This is a genomic window from Leisingera aquaemixtae (genome assembly GCF_019801145.1).
Lineage (GTDB): Bacteria > Pseudomonadota > Alphaproteobacteria > Rhodobacterales > Rhodobacteraceae > Leisingera > Leisingera aquaemixtae_A.
Genome location: NZ_JAHVJQ010000004.1, coordinates 89,814 through 106,744 on the forward strand (window position 1 = coordinate 89,814; position 16,931 = coordinate 106,744).

The window sequence follows — 16,931 nt, forward strand, 5'->3', positions numbered from 1 at the left end:
TCTTTAGTCAAAGAACAGCCGGGACCGTCTTTCTGCGGCACAAGCCAGCGACGAAAGGATATCTGGCATGAACATTTCATCACTACTCAGCATGATTTCCGGGCTGGCACTGGCCGGCGGCTCTGCCTATGTCGCCAAGGATTACCTTGACGGCCAGACCGTGGCGAACAGCCCAGAAGGGCCGGCGCTGGTCGAGGTCGTGGTCGCGTCGCAGGATATCTCCTTCGGAACAGCGCTGACGGCGCAATCGCTGACCACCATTTCCTGGCCGGCGGACGCACGGCCTGCAGACACATTCACCGACTACGGGGCTCTGCTGCCGGATGCCGGCAAGCCGCCGCGCCGCGCCCGCCGCGCCATTGCGCAGGGGGAGCCGATCCGTGCCTCGAAGATTTCCAACTTCGGCGAAAAGGTCACGATCGTGCAGACGCTCAGCCCGGATCACCGGGCAATGGCTATCAAAGTCAGTGCGGAAACCGCAGTGGGCGGCTTTGTGACACCAGGCGACAGCGTCGACGTTCTGCTGACCCAGGGTCGCGGTGCCGATCTGAAGACCGTGACCATCCTGCAGAACGCCCGGGTTATCGGTGTGGACCAGGATGCCAATCAGGAAACCGACAAGCCCGGGGTGGCCCGCACCGTGACGGTGGAAGTCACGCCGGAAGAAGGCCAGCGCCTGGCGCTGGCACAGCGGGCAGGCACGCTCAGCCTGACGCTGCGCAATCTGGACGCACCGGAAGAGGAAGTGCCGCTGGATTCAATTGGCCTGCGGGACGTGCTGCGCACACTGCGGCCCGAAACGGAAGCGGCCCCGGAGCGGGTGCGCAAGACCGTGCTGATCCGCCGCGGCACCGAAGTGTCCGAAACCGAAATCCGCTGACCGCAACCGCCTTTGGAGCTTAGTCAAGCCATGCGCCTGAACACCCGGATAAAACAGTTCGCAAAGGATGACCGCGGCACCATGCTGGTCATCTGGGGGCTGACCTTTGTGGTCTTTCTGGGAATCGCGGCGATGTCGTTTGACCTGGGCCGCACCGGCATCACCCGCAGCGAGCTGCAGGTGTTCACCGACAATGTGGCGCTGGCGGCAGCGGGGGAGCTGGACGGCAAGGACGATGCCATCACCCGGGCCCGCGCGGCGGCGGCCAATCTGATCAGCGACCGCAAAACCTTCGGGACGGGTGGAAGCCTGCTCAGCGGGGATACAGATTACACCCTGACTTTCTATTCCGAACTGCCCGATGATGACACTGCAGCCCTGACGGCGTCCACGACCGACCCGGAAGAGGCGGCGTTTGTCCGGGCGGTGGCCACCCCCAGCACAGTCGGCGCCACCTATGGTGCCGCCTTTGCGGCGCTGACCGGAAACGCCCGCCCGAATGAACAGGCGCGCGCCTCATCAGTGGCCGGCTTCACCCAGTATGCCTGCGACATCACCCCGATGATGTTCTGCATCCCGCCGGGATTTTCAGCAGATGCCAGCGTCGGCGAGATGATCCTGCTGCGCTCCGGCGGCAACGGGGCCGGCTGGGGGCCGGGGGACTTCGGCTTTCTCGACCCGGCCAAGGTGCTGGTCGATGACGAAGGCCCTTGCGCCGGTTTAAACGGCGCGCAGCTGGACGCCTGCCTGCTGGGGGCCGAGGGCAGCATCACCCAATGCTTCAACCAGCGCGGCGTTGACACCGAACCGGGCCAGAAGGTCGGCATCCGCGACGCCATCTTCAATGTCCGCTTTGACATCTACAACGCGATCATGAACGGCAAGCGCAACAATCCTAACTACCGCCCGGCCCCCAATGTCATCAAGGGCATCGTGCCGAATGGCGCCGGCAGCTGCATTGGCAATAACGAGGACCCCTCGCCCGACACCGTGGGGCTGCCGCGCGACGATTGCTTCAACACCGGCGGCTGCTCCCGCTTTGGCGACGGCAACTGGACTGCGGGCCGGATCAACTATGTCGATACCAACTACGGCGGCGTGGACCCGCATCCCGGTGCCTCCACCCGCTACGAATACTACTTGGCGGAAATCAATGCCGCAGGCGGCCCGGGCAGCAACGGCGCCATCCTGTCCGGCCTGGCTGAGACCGGCCGCCCGGTTTGCGCCCCGAACCAGAGCGTGGATCCTGAGCGCCGGGTGATTGTCGTGGCCGCGATCGACTGCGTCGCCAACCCGGTCAGCGGCTCCACCACAGATGTGCCGGTCGAGGAATTCGTGAAGGTGTTCCTGACCGAACCTGCGGGGGATGACGGCGCCTCGCCGCCGACCCTGGATATCTGGGGCGAGGTCATTGGCAGCGCCGGCGGCGGTGCCGCGGGCACTGGCGACAGCGGCATCTTCCGCGACGTTGTTCAATTGTACCGGTGATCGAAATGGCTGAGAGAAGACAAATCAGAACCGGCTGGCGCGCTTTCCGCAAAGACGAAAGCGGCGCGGCGCTGGTCGAATTTGCCCTGATGCTGCCGGTGATGCTGCTGATTTTCGCGGTGATCATCGAAGGCGGGCGGATGATGTGGTCCTATCAGGCGGCGATCTCCGGCGTGCGCGACGCGGCCCGCTATCTGGCCCGGGTGGCGCCGCAGGATATCTGCTCCGCCGGCGGCTCGGTGGCAAGTTATCAGCCGCAGCTTCTGGCAATTGTGCGCGAAAGCATCGATGGCGACGCGCTGTTTCCCGCCAGCCTGAACGTGGCCTCGGTCACCCCAAGCCTGGCCTGCCATCCGGGCAGCTACCGGGTCTCGCCGGCGCCGGTGGTGGCGGTGCGGGCCAATCTGACCATGACCTTTCCCTTTGCCGGGATCTTTGCCCTGAACGGCGGCAGCCTGGGCACAATCAATACCGTCATCACGGACCAAAGCCGGGTGTTCGGGACATGAGAGGGCTGGGTCGGGCATATGCGGCCTTGCGCCGGTTCCGCCGCGAGCAGGATGGCGCCACGCTGGTGGAGCTGGGCATCGCGATTCCCTTGTTCCTGTTCCTGTTCATGGGCCTCATCGATTTCGGCCGGATGGCCTTTCACTATGTGGTGGCAGAGCGGGCGATGAATGTGGCCGCGCGTGTGGCGGCTGTGCGTCCTCCAGCCTGCCCCGGGGTGCCGGAAATCCACCAGCGCGACCCTTCCGCCACCGGCACCCTGCCCAATTTCGGCACCTCCTGCCGGGCCGGGCCCGACATCTGCCTCGATGCGGGCACCGTGACTTGCGACGGTTCGGCAGCCAATGCGACGGCCGACGAAATCTGGGGCCTGGTACGCGGCGCGATGCCGCCGGGTGCCACCATCTCTGCGCTGTCGTTCAGCTACAGCTATGACAGCAACCTGGGCTTCTTGGGTGGGCCTTACGTGCCCGTGGTCACGGTGGAGTTGCAGAACCAGACATTTGAATTCGTTTCGCCGCTCGGGCGGCTGGCAGCGCTGGCTGGCGCGCCGGCGGGATCGGCCCTGGGCGCCTCGGTGCCGTTCCCCTCAATGAGCGTTTCACTGCCGGGCGAGGACCTGGCGCTGGGCCAAAGCGGCTGAAGCGGAGAAGAAAGGAGAAAGCGATGCAGGCTGAAACACAATCTATCGTAGTGGTCTCCAAGGATCCGGCGGTCAGTGCGCTGGTGGCCAGCGTGGCGCAGTTCAGCCCCGGCACTGGGGTCCGGAACTGCGACGCGGCCTTATCCGAGATCAACGGCACTGCGCTGCAGCTGGCCGAGACCAATGACCTTATCATTTTCCGGGCCGAAGGAGAGGCCGCCCGTGATGCCGCGGCGGTAAGGGAAATCCTGCGCCACACCGGCGGTGCGGCGCGGATCCTGGCGCTGGCGGATGCCGCGATGCCCTTTGCCGAACTCAGGCAGTTGACCGATGCCGGGGTCCACGAAGTGCTGCCCGACACGGTATCGGCGGATGAGCTGTCGGCGGCCATCCGCACCTGCCTGAAGGGGCAGGAACCGCAGCAAGCCCTGTCCGGAGCGCGCGGCGGACGCGAGGGAATGGTGATTGCGGTCAGCCAGTCGTGCGGCGGGGCCGGGGCCACAACGCTGGCCGTGAACCTGGCCGATTGCCTGACCCGGCGCCGCGGGCTGCGCCGGAAGGAAGCGGAGTTCAAGGTGGCGCTGGTGGATTTCGATCTGCAGTTCGGCACCATCGGCAATTTTCTGGACCTGCCGGCCAACCGCTGTCTCTATGAGTTGGCGAGCGAGGGGTTCGTGCCCGACCAGGTCTTTGCTGAACAGTCGCTGACAGAGACCGCGCCTGGGCTCTGGGTGCTGGCTTCGCCTGCCGAAATCGCGCCGCTGCATGCGCTGAAGCCGGAGCAGGTGGAGGCACTGATCGCCCATCTGCGCTTGCAGTACGACTTCGTGGTGATCGGCCTGCCGCGGGCGCTGGCCGAATGGCTGACCCCGGTGCTGGAGGCCAGCGAGCGGCTGCTGATGGTGACCGGCAGTTCAGTGCCTGCGGTTTGCCAGGCGCGGCGGCTGCTTGATTTCTACGCCGAGAACAGCATGCGGCTGCAGGCCGACATCGTCATCAGCCGCGAGCGCAAGCCCTTGCTGGCAGCCAGCCATCACAAGGAAGCCGCCAAGCTGCTGCAAAAGCCGTTCAAATACTGGTTGCCCGATGACCCCTCGGCGGCGGCAGCGGCGGCGGACCAGGGGGTGCCGCTGTCGGCGGCGGCCGGGCGCTCTGCCCTGGCCAAGGCGGTCCGCCGCCTGTCCAAGGATCTGATCGAGACACGCAATGCCCGCGCCGCAGCGGCGCAGCCCCAGCACGGAAAGGCGGTTTGAGATGTTCAGGAATTTTGGCAAGCGGGCCGAAGACGCCAGTGTTGCGGAAACGGTTGTGCCCCTGTGGCCGGACGCCGCCGGAGATGTTGCCGCGGCTGAGCCGGACACCAGCGAGGAAACCCGCAGGCTGACCGCCTTTCTGGAGCTGAAGAGCCGGATGCACGAGGCGGTGATCGACCGGCTGAACCTGGCTGTGATCGACAAGGTGGAGCCGGAGGAGCTGCGCCGCGAGGTGGCGGCGCTGGTCAGCGATGTGCTGGCTGAGGAAAACAACCCGATGCGCGCCGATGAATTCCGCCGCTTGGTGGATGAGCTGATCGACGAGGTTCTGGGCCTGGGCCCGCTGGAGCCTTTGCTGGCAGATCCGGGTATCAACGATATTCTGGTCAACGGCCACCAGACGGTCTTTGTCGAACGCAGCGGTGTTCTGGAACAGACCGGCGTGCGCTTCCGCGATGAAAAGCACCTGTTGCGGATCATTGACAAGGTGGTCTCGCGCGTCGGGCGCCGGGTGGATGAGAGCAACCCCTGGGTGGACGCACGGCTGGAGGACGGCAGCCGGGTCAACGCCATCATCCGCCCCTGCGCCATCGACGGCCCGTCGCTGTCGATCCGAAAGTTTGCCCGCGATCCGCTGACACTGGAGAAACTGGTGGCAGGCCAGGCACTGAACGGGCGCGCCGCTGCTTTCCTGCAGGCGCTGGTCGAGGCGCGGATCAACATCCTGATCTCCGGCGGCACCGGCTCCGGCAAGACAACCATGCTGAACGCAATTTCGGCCGGGATCGACCCGCGCTCGCGGATCGTCACCATCGAGGACGCGGCAGAGCTGCAATTGCAGCAGGCCCATGTGGTGCGGCTGGAGACCCGTCCGCCCAATCCGTCCGGCAGCGGCGCCGTCAGCCAGCGCGACCTGGTGCGCAACGCGCTGCGGATGCGCCCGGACCGGATCATCGTCGGTGAGGTGCGCGGCGCTGAGACCTTTGACATGCTGCAGGCGATGAACACCGGCCACGACGGCTCGATGACAACGGTGCACGCCAATTCCGCCCGCGATGCGCTGGGCCGGATCGAGCAGATGGTCTCGATGATGGGGATGGAGCTGCCGCTGGCGGCGATCCGGGCGCAGATTGCCTCGGGCCTGCAGATCATCGTGCAGCTGGCCCGGCTGTCGGACGGCCAGCGGCGGGTGATGAGCATCTCGGAACTCACCGGTCTGGAGGGTGAGGTGATCACCATGCAGGACATCTTCGTGTTCCGGCGGATGGGCAAGACCGCATCCGGCGGTATCGCGGGCGAGTTCATTCCGACCGGTATCCGGCCGCAATGCACGGCCCTGCTGGAAGCGGCGGGCGTGGCGTTTGACCAGACACTTTTCCAGCCGGAGGATGCCTGATGCTGAATGATCTTCTCGACCAATTGCATGGCTGGAACGGACAGCTGGGCGGATACGCGGTTTTTTGCGGTGTCGCTGTGGGGGTGCTGCTTCTGTTCACCGGCCTGCGGCAGCTGATGGGCCGCAAGGGGCGGTCCGAGGCCATGCGCGGCCGCCGGATGAGGCTGATTGCCGAAGGGCGGAGCGGCGCGGAACGGCTGGCCATTCTGAAACCGCCGCCGCGCCGGACCGGCTGGCAGCGCATTCCCGTCGCGGGTGCTCTGCCGCAGATCCTGCGGCAGGCGGACGTGCCGCTGAGCGCGGGGATGTTTTGGGCCGGGTGCTGTGCGCTGACGGTTTTGATCTCTGTGTTGGCGGCGGGCTATGCCGGCTGGCTGCATGGCACCGTGATCGGGGTGCTCGGCGGTGTCGGTGTGCCCTTTGCCCTGCTGATCAGCCAGCAGCGCAAGAAGATGGACAAGCTGATGCACCAGCTGCCGGATGCGCTGGAGATGCTGGCGCGCGGCCTCAAGGTTGGCCATCCGCTCAACAATTCCATCGGCATTGCAGCGCGCGAGATGCCGGACCCGGCGGGCACCGAACTGGGGATCATCTACGACCAGGTGACCTATGGTGACGATCTGCCGGACGCGGTTCAGGAGTTTGCCGAGCGGACCGGCCTGGAGGACACCCGGTACCTGGCGGCCAGTGTCAGCATCCAGCACGGCACCGGCAGCGACCTGTCGGTGATGCTGGAAACCCTGTCGCGGGTTATCCGCAACCGGATTGCGCTGCGCCGCAAGGTGCACGCGCTGGCCTCCGAAGGGCGGCTGACCGCCTGGATGCTGTCGGCGCTGCCGCTGATGATTTTTGGATCGGTCTCGGTGATGACGCCGGATTATTACGCGGGCGTGGCGGATGATCCGCTTTTCCGGCCGATGATGGGCGGGATCATCGTCCTGACCCTGTTGAATGCGCTCGTTCTGCGCAAACTTGTCAATTTCCGGATCTGATCAGGGAGGTTAGCCATGGAAGAGTTCCTTACCGGCTTCTTGAACCGAACCGGTCTGACAGCCAGCGGGCTGGCTGCGGCCGGTGCTGCAGCCGCGGTGCTGCTGCTCTATTTCGGCGCTGCTGCCAGCCTGGCCCGGAAATCCCCGGCCGCGGTGCGGCTGTCATCGCTGAGCGCGGCCCGCCACCGTGGGTCCGGCGATCTGGCGCTGCTCAAGGCGCCGGCGGAAAAACCGGGCGGGCTGATGAAGGCCTTTGTGCCTGCCAGCCTGACGGAGCGGTCGGAACTGGCGAACAAGCTGTCCCAGGCGGGGTTTTCCCAGGCCGGTGCACTGCGCAATTTCACTCTGATCCGGGTCCTGCTGGGACTGGCCGTGCCGGGGCTGCTGCTGCTGGTCATTGCCGCCGCCAAGACACCGGGCCTGCTGCCGCCCAACCCGGTTACCGCGCAAGTGGCGGGCTGGACCAACATGCAGGTATTTCAGACGCTCAGCGGGCTGGTGGGGGCCGGCTTCTTCGGCCCGGTTTATGTGCTGAACGCCCGTGCCGCCGCCCGCCGCCGCCGGATCGAGGACGCCTTTCCCAACGCACTGGACCTGATGCGGATATCCGTCGATTCCGGGCTCGGGTTTGATGCAGCGATGACCCGCGTGGGCAACGAACTGGCCCAGGTCTCGCCGGATCTGGCTTTTGAGCTGCTCAGCGTGCAGCGGCAGATCCAGGCCGGGCGCGCGCGCAGCGACGCGCTTCTGGATATGGCCAGCCGCACCGGGGTGGAGACTGTCCGCTCCTTTGCCAATGTTGCCCTGCAGTCGATGCAGTTCGGCACCAGCATGGCCTCGGCGCTAGCCACCTATTCCGATGATCTGCGCAGCCAGCGGGAAATGCGGGCGCAGGAAATGGCCAGCAAGCTGCCAGTCAAGATGTCGGCTGTTCTGGCCTCGCTGATGCTGCCTGCGCTGGTCGTGATCACCATCGGCCCGGTTGTGATCCGCTACATCCGTTTCGTCGCAAGCTGATTCGCATGCAGTTGGACAATTGCTGCCGTTTGGCCGCAATTGGTTCCGGCGTATGATGCCGGAATACCGAAAAAATCAGCTAAAAGTTGTAAAATTGAGCTGGTAGCTGCAATTTTTGCCAAATTCTTGACGTAATTGAGCGGACTCGCCAGCATGAAGGGACGCAATAAGGAGTCGTTTTGTATGAGCGCTTGCTAAGTCACTAAAAGCGCTAAGTTAATAGTTAGTATTGCTGTGGGGGGATGCGCGTTATGGGGACCAATGCGCTTTTTGACACCCACACCGTTCGGGCTGCTGAGGCCGGAATGATTGCGCCTGTTGCGCGATGGTGTGAGTGTTTGCACGGCTGTGCGCCTTTCAGGGACGCGTTGAGCGGACTGGCGGCGGCCATTAATGGGGAAGCAGCTGCAATTTGCAGGGTATCAACCGGCAAGGGGCGGGCTTCAGGTTCGATTTTCTTTGACAAGGGTGCAGGCGGCAGAAACGGCCCGCAACTGGAGCGGTCCTTTGCCCGCTCAGTGCTGGGCAGTTATCTGGACAAGGCCAAGCCGGGGCTGATCTGGTATAAATCCATGAGCGATGAGGAGGCGGATCCGATGCTGGACCGGTTCCACAGCGCCCGCAAACTGGTGGAACTGGCGGTGATCCCGCTGTCCTCCGGCAAGCAGCACACGGATTTCTTGGAGCTGCATTTTGCAACCCGGCCCGGGGCGGTGCAGCAGGCGCTTCTGAACATCATTTCCGGCACTCTGGTGAGGACCTGGACCAACCGGTCGCCCGGGCTCTACGCAGAGGCCTGCCTGAAGGAGCAGCGCACCGGCCGCTCCGCGGAGGTCCAGGCGCATTTGCTGAGCATGGACAATCCGGCCCAGCTGAGCCGTGCCGAATACCGGGTCTGCGTTCTGCTGAGCAAGGGCCAGCCGGCCAAGCGGGTGCAGTCGGACCTGGGGATCTCGAAATCGACCCTGCGCACGCATCTGCGCAACATCTATGCCAAGACGCAGACCCGCAACATGAGCGAACTGGTCTATCAGCTGGTCTCGGTTGACACCTTCGCCGGGCAGACGCCGCGGCGCAACTCAGCCGCATGACGGGCTTCGCGGAACTGCTGCCGCTGGCCGCGGCCAGCCCGGTGCTGATCTATGCCGGGCTGGGCGACCTGCGCTACCTGCGGCTGTCCAACAGGACAATGCTGGGGCTGGCTGCTGTTTTCCTGCTGACCGCGCCGCTGCTGCCGCTGGCGGAAACCGGGCTGCGCGTGCTGGCTGCGGGGGTCGTCTTCGCGTTGTGCTTTGCGCTGTTCTGCGGGCGGGTGCTGGCGGGCGGCGACGTCAAGATGATGGCGCTGGCGCTGCTTTTCGTGCCGTCTTCCGCGCTGGCAACTTTTGCCTGGAGCTTCAGCGCGGCCATGCTGGCCGTGCCCTTTGCGCTCATGCTGCTGGGCCGGATGGAGGCCGCCGCCGGCTGGCGGCACTGGGCCTCGCTTCAGACGCCAGGGAAAATGCCTATGGGGGCGGCAATTTCCCTGGCGCTGCTGTTTTTGCTGACTGTTTTAGCCGCCGGAGCCTGACAGCGCGGCCTGCCCCGGCCTTCAGCGGGCGGGCGGGAACACAGCCGTCCGCTTGACCGTTCCATAGACAAAACTGGTGTCGATGGAGGCAATGCCGCCAACCGGATGGATGCGGTTGCGGATGAATTCCTCGTAGGCCTCCAGATCCGGCACCAGCACTCGCAACTGGTAATCCATTGCACCGGTTAGCACGTGGCATTCCAGCACCTCGTCGATCAGCTGCATCTTGCGCTCGAAATTCTTCACGTCCGCCTCGCCGTGCCGCTCCAGCTTGATGCGGACAAAGACGGTGATCGGCAGTCCGTAGGATTTGGCATCAACCACCGCGCTGTAGCCCTGGATAACGCCTTGGGCTTCCAGATTGCGCACCCGCCGCAGGCACGGGGAGGGGGAGAGGTTTACCGCCTCCGCCAGGTCTTGGTTGGTCATCCGGCCGTCGCGCTGCAGGGCGCGGATGATCTGGCGGTCCTTGCTGTCCATTTTGAGGTCCTGTTTGGCAGAATCTGCCAATATTTATATCTGTCTAGAAATAATTCGCAATCCATTGCCGCTGAAACAGGCGGATGATGCCTGTAACATCAGACAGGAGCATCCCATGAAAACCTCCGGCGGCTTTGCCACCCGTGCCATCCACCACGCCTATGATCCGCAGGACAACGAAGGCGCGCTGACGCCGCCGCTGCACCTGACCTCGACCTTCACATTTGAGACCGCCGAGGCCGGCGGCGAGATGTTCGCAGGCGAGCGGCAGGGCCATATCTACAGCCGGATATCCAATCCGACCTGCGACCTGCTGGAGCAGCGGATCGCAACGCTGGAAGGCGCCGAGGCGGGTCTGGCTCTCAGCAGCGGCATGGGCGCCATCACCGCGGTTCTGTGGACGCTGCTCAGCCCCGGTGACGAGGTGATTGTGGACAAGACGCTTTATGGCTGCACCTTTGCCTTCATGCGCCACGGGCTGGCGAAATGGGGCGTCACCATCACCCATGTCGACATGACCGACATGGAAAATCTGCGCGCCGCTGTCTCGGACAAGACCCGCGTTGTGTATTTCGAGACCCCGGCCAACCCGAATATGCGGCTGGTCGACATTGCCGCGGCGGCGGAGATTGCCCATGCCGCAGGCGCGCAGGTGGTGGTCGACAACACCTATGCCACCCCCTACCTGACCCGCCCGATCGAACTGGGCGCCGATATCGTGCTGCACTCGGCCACTAAGTACCTGGGCGGCCACGGCGATGTGGTGGCGGGTCTGGTCGTCGGCACCGCCGAGCAAATCGGTGAAATCCGCCTGGTCGGCATGAAGGACATGACCGGCGCAGTGATGGCGCCCTTCAACGCTATGCTGATCCTGCGCGGCCTCAAGACCCTGGCGCTGCGGATGGACCGCCACTGCGCTTCTGCTGTAACCGTGGCGGATTATCTGGCCGCTCACCCCGCGGTGAAATCGGTTTCCTTCCCGGGCCATGACAGCTTTGCCCAGGCCGATGTCGCCAAGCGCCAGATGGCGCAGCCCGGTGCCATGATCGCCTTTGAGGTCGAGGGCGGCCTGCACGGCGGCATCGCCTTTATGAACGGCTTGCAGATGATCCAGCGGGCGGTGTCGCTGGGCGATGCCGAAACCCTGATTCAGCATCCGGCCTCAATGACCCATTCGACCTATACTCCGGAAGAGCGCGCCGAGCACGGCATCAGCGACGGGCTGATCCGCCTGTCGGTGGGGCTGGAGGATGTGGCCGACATCCTGGCCGACTTGGAACAGGCCTTGCCCGCCCCTGTGCAGCACGCCGCCGAGTAAGGAGAGAGCCATGCACCCCGATCTGACCCACCTCAAGACCATCGAACAGCGGCTGTTGTGGCTGTCGCATTGGATGATCCACAACGCGAACCACATCCGCCCCAAGGCGGACGGGATCAAGATCGGGGGGCATCAGGCCTCTTCGGCGTCGATGGTGTCGATCATGACGGCGCTGTATTTTTCTGCACTGAAGCCCGGCGACCGTGTGGCGGTGAAACCGCATGCCTCGCCCGTCTTTCACGCGATGCAGTACCTGATGGGTAATCAGACGCGCGAGAAGATGGAGAACTTCCGCGGCTTCGGAGGGGTGCAGAGCTATCCCAGCCGCACCAAGGACGTGGATGACGTGGATTTCTCCACCGGCTCGGTCGGCCTTGGCGTCGGGATCACCGCGCTGGCCTCGATGGTGCAGGATTTCATCACCGCCAAGGATTGGGGGCAGGACGCCCGCACCGGCCGCATGGTGGCGCTGGCGGGTGACGCCGAACTGGACGAGGGCAACATCTACGAGGTGCTGCAGGAAGGCTGGAAGAACGATCTGCGCAACACCTGGTGGATCATCGACTACAACCGCCAGTCGCTGGACGGCATCGTTCGCGAAGGTCTGTTCGAGCGGATCGAGAAGATCTTTGACGCCTTCGGCTGGGACGTGGTGCGGGTGAAATACGGCGCCCTGCAGCGTGCCGCGTTTAAGGAGCCGGGCGGCGAAGCTTTGCGCGCCTGGATCGACGCCTGCCCGAACCAGCAGTATTCCGCGCTCACCTACATGGGCGGCGCGGTATGGCGGCAGCACCTGATGAATGACTTGGGCGATCAGGGCGATGTCAGTGCGCTGATCGCCAGGCGCAGCGACGAGGAACTTGCGAATCTGATGGAAAACCTCGGCGGCAACTGCGTGGAGACGATGGCGGATGTGTTCGCATCCATCGACCACGACCGCCCGGTCTGTTTCCTGGCCTATACGGTCAAGGGCTGGGGCACGCCGATTGCCGGCCACAAGGACAACCACGGCGGTCTGATGACTAAGGCGCAGATGGCGGAATGGCAGGCCCATATGGGCGTTGCCGCTGGGGAGGAGTGGGAGCCCTTCGCCACCGTTTCTGACCCCGCCGCGCTGCAAGGTTTTCTTCGCCAGGTGCCGTTCTTTGCCGAAGGCCCGCGCCGCCATTTCGACGCGACGCTGCCGGTGCCCGCGATTGCCATCGACACCTCCCGCGAAATCTCCACCCAGATGGCCTTTGGCAAGATCCTCGATGATCTGTCCAAGGGGGACAGCGAACTGGCGGCGCGGATCCTGACCACTTCGCCCGATGTGACCGGCACCACCGGGCTGGGGCCGTGGGTCAACCGGCGCAAGCTGTTTGCGCGTGAGGTGCAAAAGGATGCCTTTATCGAGCACCGCATCCCTTCCACCGCAAAATGGAACTTCGCCCCAGAGGGCCAGCATCTGGAACTGGGCATCGCGGAGATGAATCTGTTCCTGCTGCTGGGCGCCGCCGGGCTGTCGCATTCGCTGTTCGGCAAGCGGGTGATCCCCATCGGCACCGTCTACGACCCCTTTGTCTGCCGCGGTCTCGATGCGCTGAACTATGCCTGCTACCAGGACGCGCGTTTCATGATCGTCGGCACCCCCTCCGGGGTGACGCTGGCGCCTGAAGGCGGCGCGCATCAGTCCATCGGCACGCCGCTCATCGGCATGTCGCAGGACGGGCTGGCGGCGTTTGAGCCTGCCTTTGCCGATGAGCTGGCAGTGATCATGGAATGGGCCTTCGACTACCTGCAGCGCGACGGCGAGGGCGACCCGGATGAGCGCACTTGGCTGCGCGATGAGATCGGTGGCTCGGTCTATCTGCGCCTCACCACCAGCCCGATGGAGCAGCCCGGCAAGCGCGCCGATGAGGACTTCCGCCAGGGGGCCATCGACGGCGGTTACTGGCTGCGAAAGCCGGGGCCGAACTGTGATGTGGTGATCGCCTACCAGGGCGCGGTGGCACCGGAGGCGATCAAGGCCGCGGGCATCATCGGCGAAAGCCGCCGCGACGTGGGCGTGCTGGCGGTGACCTCTGCCGACCGGTTGAACGCGGGCTGGACCGCGGCGCAGCGGGCGCGCTCGCGCGGCAATACCGCCGCCAAGTCCCCTATCGAAACGCTGATGCAGGACCTGCCGCCGCATTGCAAGGTGATCACTGTGATCGACGGCCACCCTGCGACGCTTGCCTGGCTGGGCGGGGTTGCAGGCCACCAGACCATCCCGCTGGGGGTGGAGCATTTCGGCCAGACCGGCACCATCGGCGATCTCTACCGCCACCACGGGCTGGATGCCGCGGCCATCGTTGCCAAGGTGAACGGGCTGACCGCTGGCAAACGGGTCAGCAACGCGGTGCCGGTCGGGTAAACACCCTTCTAAGCTTGCTAGATCAGACTGAAGTACAGGGGCGGCCGCGCGGAAACTCGGCCGCCCTTTTGCATTATTCCGCCACGCAGTCGGCGAAGTAGTGGGTCAGCCCGTCGGGGCCGGTCTCCTGCACCAGCCCGTGGATGTCGGTCTCGAACCCCGGGCATTCCCGCCCGAAGGCGCGGTTGAACTTCAGGTATTCCACGATCTTCTTGTTGAACACCTCGCCCGGGATCAGCAGCGGAATACCGGGCGGGTAGGGGGTCACCAGGCTGGTGGTGATGCGCCCCTCCAGATCGTCGATCGGCACCCGCTGGGTGGTGCGCCGGGCGATATGGCTGAAGGCATCGCTTGGCTTCATCGCCGGGGTCAGGTCGCTCAGGTACATCTCGGTTGACAGCCGTGCCACGTTATTGCGGGCATAAAGCGCATGCACATGCTCGCAGAGGTCGCGCAGGCCCATCTGCTCATACCGCGGCTGGCTGGCGCAGAACTCCGGCATCGCCCGCGGCACGGCCAGGTTGCGGGCAAAGTCGTCTTTGAATTGCTGCAGCGCGCTCAGCAGTGAATTCCAGCGGCCCTTGGTGATGCCGATGGTGAACATGATGAAGAAGGAATAAAGCCCGGTCTTTTCCACCACCACGCCGTGCTCGGCCAGGTATTTGGTCACGATCGAGGCCGGGATGCCCCAGTCCTCGAACCGGCCGTCCAGGTTGAGGCCCGGGGTGATGATGGTGGCCTTGATCGGGTCCAGCATGTTGAAGCCCGGCGCCATGTCGCCAAAGCCGTGCCAGCTGTCCTCGCCGCCCGCCTGCACGCCGTCGGCATCGGTTTTCCTCAGAACCCAGTCTTTTGTGCTGCCGATACCGTCCTCGGCCAGATCCTCCGGGCCCCAGACCTGGAACCACCAGTCATCGGCGCCGTATTCTTCGTCGACCTTGCGCATGGCGCGGCGGAAATCCAGCGCCTCCATGATGCTTTCCTCGACCAGCGCGGTGCCGCCCGGCGGCTCCATCATCGCCGCCGCCACATCGCAGCTGGCGATGATCGAATACTGCGGGCTGGTGGAGGTGTGCATGAGGTAGGCCTCGTTGAACAGATGCCGGTCCAGTTTGGTTTCCTCGCTGTCCTGCACCAGCACGTGGCTGGCCTGGCTGATCCCCGCCAGCAGCTTGTGAATGGACTGGGTGGCATAGGTCACCGAATGCTTGGTGCGCGCCCGCTTGCGGCCCATCGCGTGATAGCTGCCGTAGAACGGGTGGAAGGCCGCATGCGGCAGCCAGGCCTCGTCGAAATGCAGGTTCTCGGTATAGCCGTCCAGCTGCCCCTTGATCACCTCGGTGTTGTAGAGCACCCCGTCATAGGTGGACTGAGTCAGCGTCAGGATCCGCGGCTTCACCGCATCGGCATCCACATCCTCCAGCAGCGGATTGGCGCGGATCTTGGCCTTGATGCTCTCGATTTCGAACTCTGAATGCGGGATCGGGCCGATGATGCCCCAGTGGTTGCGGGTCGGTTTCAGGAACACCGGGATGGCGCCGGTCATGATGATCGAATGCAGGATCGACTTGTGGCAGTTTCGGTCCACCACCACCACATCGCCCGGCGCCACCGTGTGATGCCAGACCATCTTGTTGGAGGTCGAGGTGCCATTGGTCACGAAATAGCAGTGGTCGGCGTTGAAGATCCGCGCCGCATTGCGCTCTGACGCTCCGATCGCGCCGTTGTGGTCCAAGAGCTGCCCCAGCTCCTCCACCGCGTTGCAGACGTCCGCGCGCAGCATGTTTTCGCCGTAGAACTGGTGGTACATCTGCCCGACCGGGCTTTTCAGGAAGGCCACGCCGCCGGAGTGCCCAGGGCAGTGCCAGGAGTAGGAGCCGTCCTCGGCATAATCCAACAGCTTCTTGAAGAACGGCGGCTGGATGCTCTCCAGGTAACTCTTCGCCTCGCGGATGATGTGGCGCGCTACAAACTCCGGCGTGTCCTCGAACATATGGATGAAGCCGTGCAGCTCCCGCAGGATGTCATTGGGCAGGTGGCGGCTGGTCTTGGTCTCGCCGTAGATGTAAATCGGCACATCAGCGTTCTTCCAGCGCACTTCCTCGATAAACGTGCGCAGGGCGACTACCGCGGGGTCCAGATCGGGGCCGGGGGTGAACTCTTCGTCATCGATCGACAGCACAAAGGCGCTGGCGCGGGACTGCTGCTGCGCATATTGCGAAAGGTCGCCGTATCCGGTCACGCCCTGCACCTCGAACCCTTCATCCTCAATGGCCTGTGCCAAGGCACGGATGCCGGAGCCTGAGGAGTTTTCGGAGCGGAAATCTTCGTCAATGATGACAATGGGAAAGCGGAATTTCATGCTGTTCTCCTAGCGGGTATCCAGCCCTGTTTTTGAGGATACAGGCTGCCCGCAATGATGCAACGCCCGCGGCAGGGCGCAGTTCGCGTTACGCCTATCCGTAAAGGCCGCCAAGAGGGCACGTGCAGAATTCGCTGGCTTTTGACGGGCAAATAATTGACATTGTCAATTATCATGACTCAGACACGCTTCCACCTGCACCAATCCCTCGGCTACCAGATCACCATGCTGGCGCGTGTGATCGAACGCCGTTTTGAACAGCGCATCGCCGAATACGGGCTGACCCGTGTCACCTGGTGCGTGCTGCTGGCCGCAGGGGAGGAAGGGCTGGCGACCCCGTCCGGGATCGCGGACTTTATCGGCATCGACCGCACCGCCACCTCCCGCGCCTTGCGTCAGATGGAGGCCGGCGGGTTGATCACCCGCCGCAGCGGAGAGGGCGACGGGCGCTCAATCCGGGTGGCGCTGACCGCCGCGGGCCAGGCGGCGCTGCAGGCGGTGCTGCCCATCGCGCAGGAGAACGCGGCGTATTTCGAGGCCAAACTGAGCGGCGCAGAACTGTCCGCGCTGCGCCACTCCGCCGCCAAGCTGCTGCAGGACGAGCCGCGCATCGTCGCCAAGCTGTAACTC

At 64.4% G+C, this 16,931-nt stretch carries 15 protein-coding genes; 13 read left to right on the plus strand and 2 right to left on the minus strand.

Going from position 1 to position 16,931, the window contains the following annotated elements; translation table 11 throughout:
• Positions 1–67 precede the first annotated feature (67 nt).
• The 10 genes from cpaB to KUW17_RS10790 all read left to right on the plus strand — a co-directional run bounded on the left by cpaB (position 68) and on the right by KUW17_RS10790 (position 9,746).
• Positions 68–880, plus strand: coding sequence for a Flp pilus assembly protein CpaB (gene cpaB / locus KUW17_RS10745; RefSeq protein WP_261397157.1), 813 nt, complete (start codon positions 68–70; stop codon positions 878–880).
• Positions 881–910: 30 nt separating this feature from the next.
• Positions 911–2,368, plus strand: a complete 1,458-nt coding sequence (locus KUW17_RS10750) for a TadE/TadG family type IV pilus assembly protein (RefSeq protein ID WP_222478886.1) — start codon at positions 911–913, stop codon at positions 2,366–2,368.
• A 5-nt stretch (positions 2,369–2,373) separates the two neighbouring features.
• Positions 2,374–2,877 carry a TadE/TadG family type IV pilus assembly protein gene (locus KUW17_RS10755; RefSeq protein WP_222478888.1) on the plus strand — a complete coding sequence of 168 codons (504 nt, stop codon included), beginning with the start codon at positions 2,374–2,376 and terminating at the stop codon, positions 2,875–2,877.
• On the plus strand, positions 2,874–3,518 hold the full coding sequence (locus tag KUW17_RS10760) for a TadE/TadG family type IV pilus assembly protein (RefSeq protein ID WP_222478890.1): 645 nt from the start codon (positions 2,874–2,876) through the stop codon (positions 3,516–3,518). Before KUW17_RS10755 ends, KUW17_RS10760 begins: the two co-directional genes overlap by 4 nt.
• A 23-nt stretch (positions 3,519–3,541) precedes the next feature.
• Positions 3,542–4,771 carry a CpaE family protein gene (locus tag KUW17_RS10765; protein ID WP_222478892.1) on the plus strand — a complete coding sequence of 410 codons (1,230 nt, stop codon included), beginning with the start codon at positions 3,542–3,544 and terminating at the stop codon, positions 4,769–4,771.
• A 1-nt stretch (position 4,772) separates the two neighbouring features.
• Complete coding sequence (locus KUW17_RS10770; protein ID WP_226430143.1) at positions 4,773–6,167, plus strand: CpaF family protein; 1,395 nt, start codon at positions 4,773–4,775, stop codon at positions 6,165–6,167.
• Complete coding sequence (locus KUW17_RS10775) at positions 6,167–7,159, plus strand: type II secretion system F family protein (RefSeq protein ID WP_222478896.1); 993 nt, start codon at positions 6,167–6,169, stop codon at positions 7,157–7,159. The genes KUW17_RS10770 and KUW17_RS10775 overlap by 1 nt, the downstream gene beginning before the upstream one ends.
• A 15-nt stretch (positions 7,160–7,174) precedes the next feature.
• The gene (locus KUW17_RS10780) at positions 7,175–8,176 is read left to right on the plus strand and encodes a type II secretion system F family protein (protein WP_222478898.1); all 1,002 of its coding nucleotides are present in this window, start codon (positions 7,175–7,177) and stop codon (positions 8,174–8,176) included.
• 518 nt (positions 8,177–8,694) lie between these two features.
• A complete protein-coding gene (locus KUW17_RS10785; protein ID WP_222478900.1) occupies positions 8,695–9,267 on the plus strand; it encodes a helix-turn-helix transcriptional regulator in 573 nt (190 codons plus the stop codon).
• On the plus strand, positions 9,264–9,746 hold the full coding sequence (locus KUW17_RS10790) for a prepilin peptidase (protein WP_222478902.1): 483 nt from the start codon (positions 9,264–9,266) through the stop codon (positions 9,744–9,746). The genes KUW17_RS10785 and KUW17_RS10790 overlap by 4 nt, the downstream gene beginning before the upstream one ends.
• Before the next feature lie 21 nt (positions 9,747–9,767).
• Here the strand turns inward: KUW17_RS10790 and KUW17_RS10795 are convergent, their stop codons facing one another.
• On the minus strand, positions 9,768–10,226 hold the full coding sequence (locus KUW17_RS10795; protein WP_222478904.1) for an Lrp/AsnC family transcriptional regulator: 459 nt from the start codon (positions 10,224–10,226) through the stop codon (positions 9,768–9,770).
• Between the two features lie 115 nt (positions 10,227–10,341).
• On the opposite strand from KUW17_RS10795, the gene KUW17_RS10800 reads away from it, so the two are divergent.
• Entirely contained in the window at positions 10,342–11,544 is a 1,203-nt protein-coding gene (locus KUW17_RS10800) for a methionine gamma-lyase (protein ID WP_222478906.1), read from the plus strand.
• A 10-nt stretch (positions 11,545–11,554) separates the two neighbouring features.
• Positions 11,555–13,939 (plus strand): transketolase, encoded by a 2,385-nt coding sequence (locus KUW17_RS10805; protein WP_222478908.1) that lies wholly within the window; start codon positions 11,555–11,557, stop codon positions 13,937–13,939.
• A gap of 73 nt (positions 13,940–14,012) precedes the next feature.
• On the opposite strand, the gene KUW17_RS10810 is transcribed toward KUW17_RS10805, so the two are convergent.
• Positions 14,013–16,301: an arginine/lysine/ornithine decarboxylase gene (locus KUW17_RS10810; RefSeq protein WP_222478910.1), complete on the minus strand. Its 2,289-nt coding sequence runs from the start codon at positions 16,299–16,301 to the stop codon at positions 14,013–14,015.
• Between the two features lie 174 nt (positions 16,302–16,475).
• Between KUW17_RS10810 and KUW17_RS10815 the strand changes: the two genes are divergently transcribed.
• The gene (locus tag KUW17_RS10815; RefSeq protein WP_222478912.1) at positions 16,476–16,928 is read left to right on the plus strand and encodes a MarR family winged helix-turn-helix transcriptional regulator; all 453 of its coding nucleotides are present in this window, start codon (positions 16,476–16,478) and stop codon (positions 16,926–16,928) included.
• Positions 16,929–16,931: the final 3 nt, after the last annotated feature.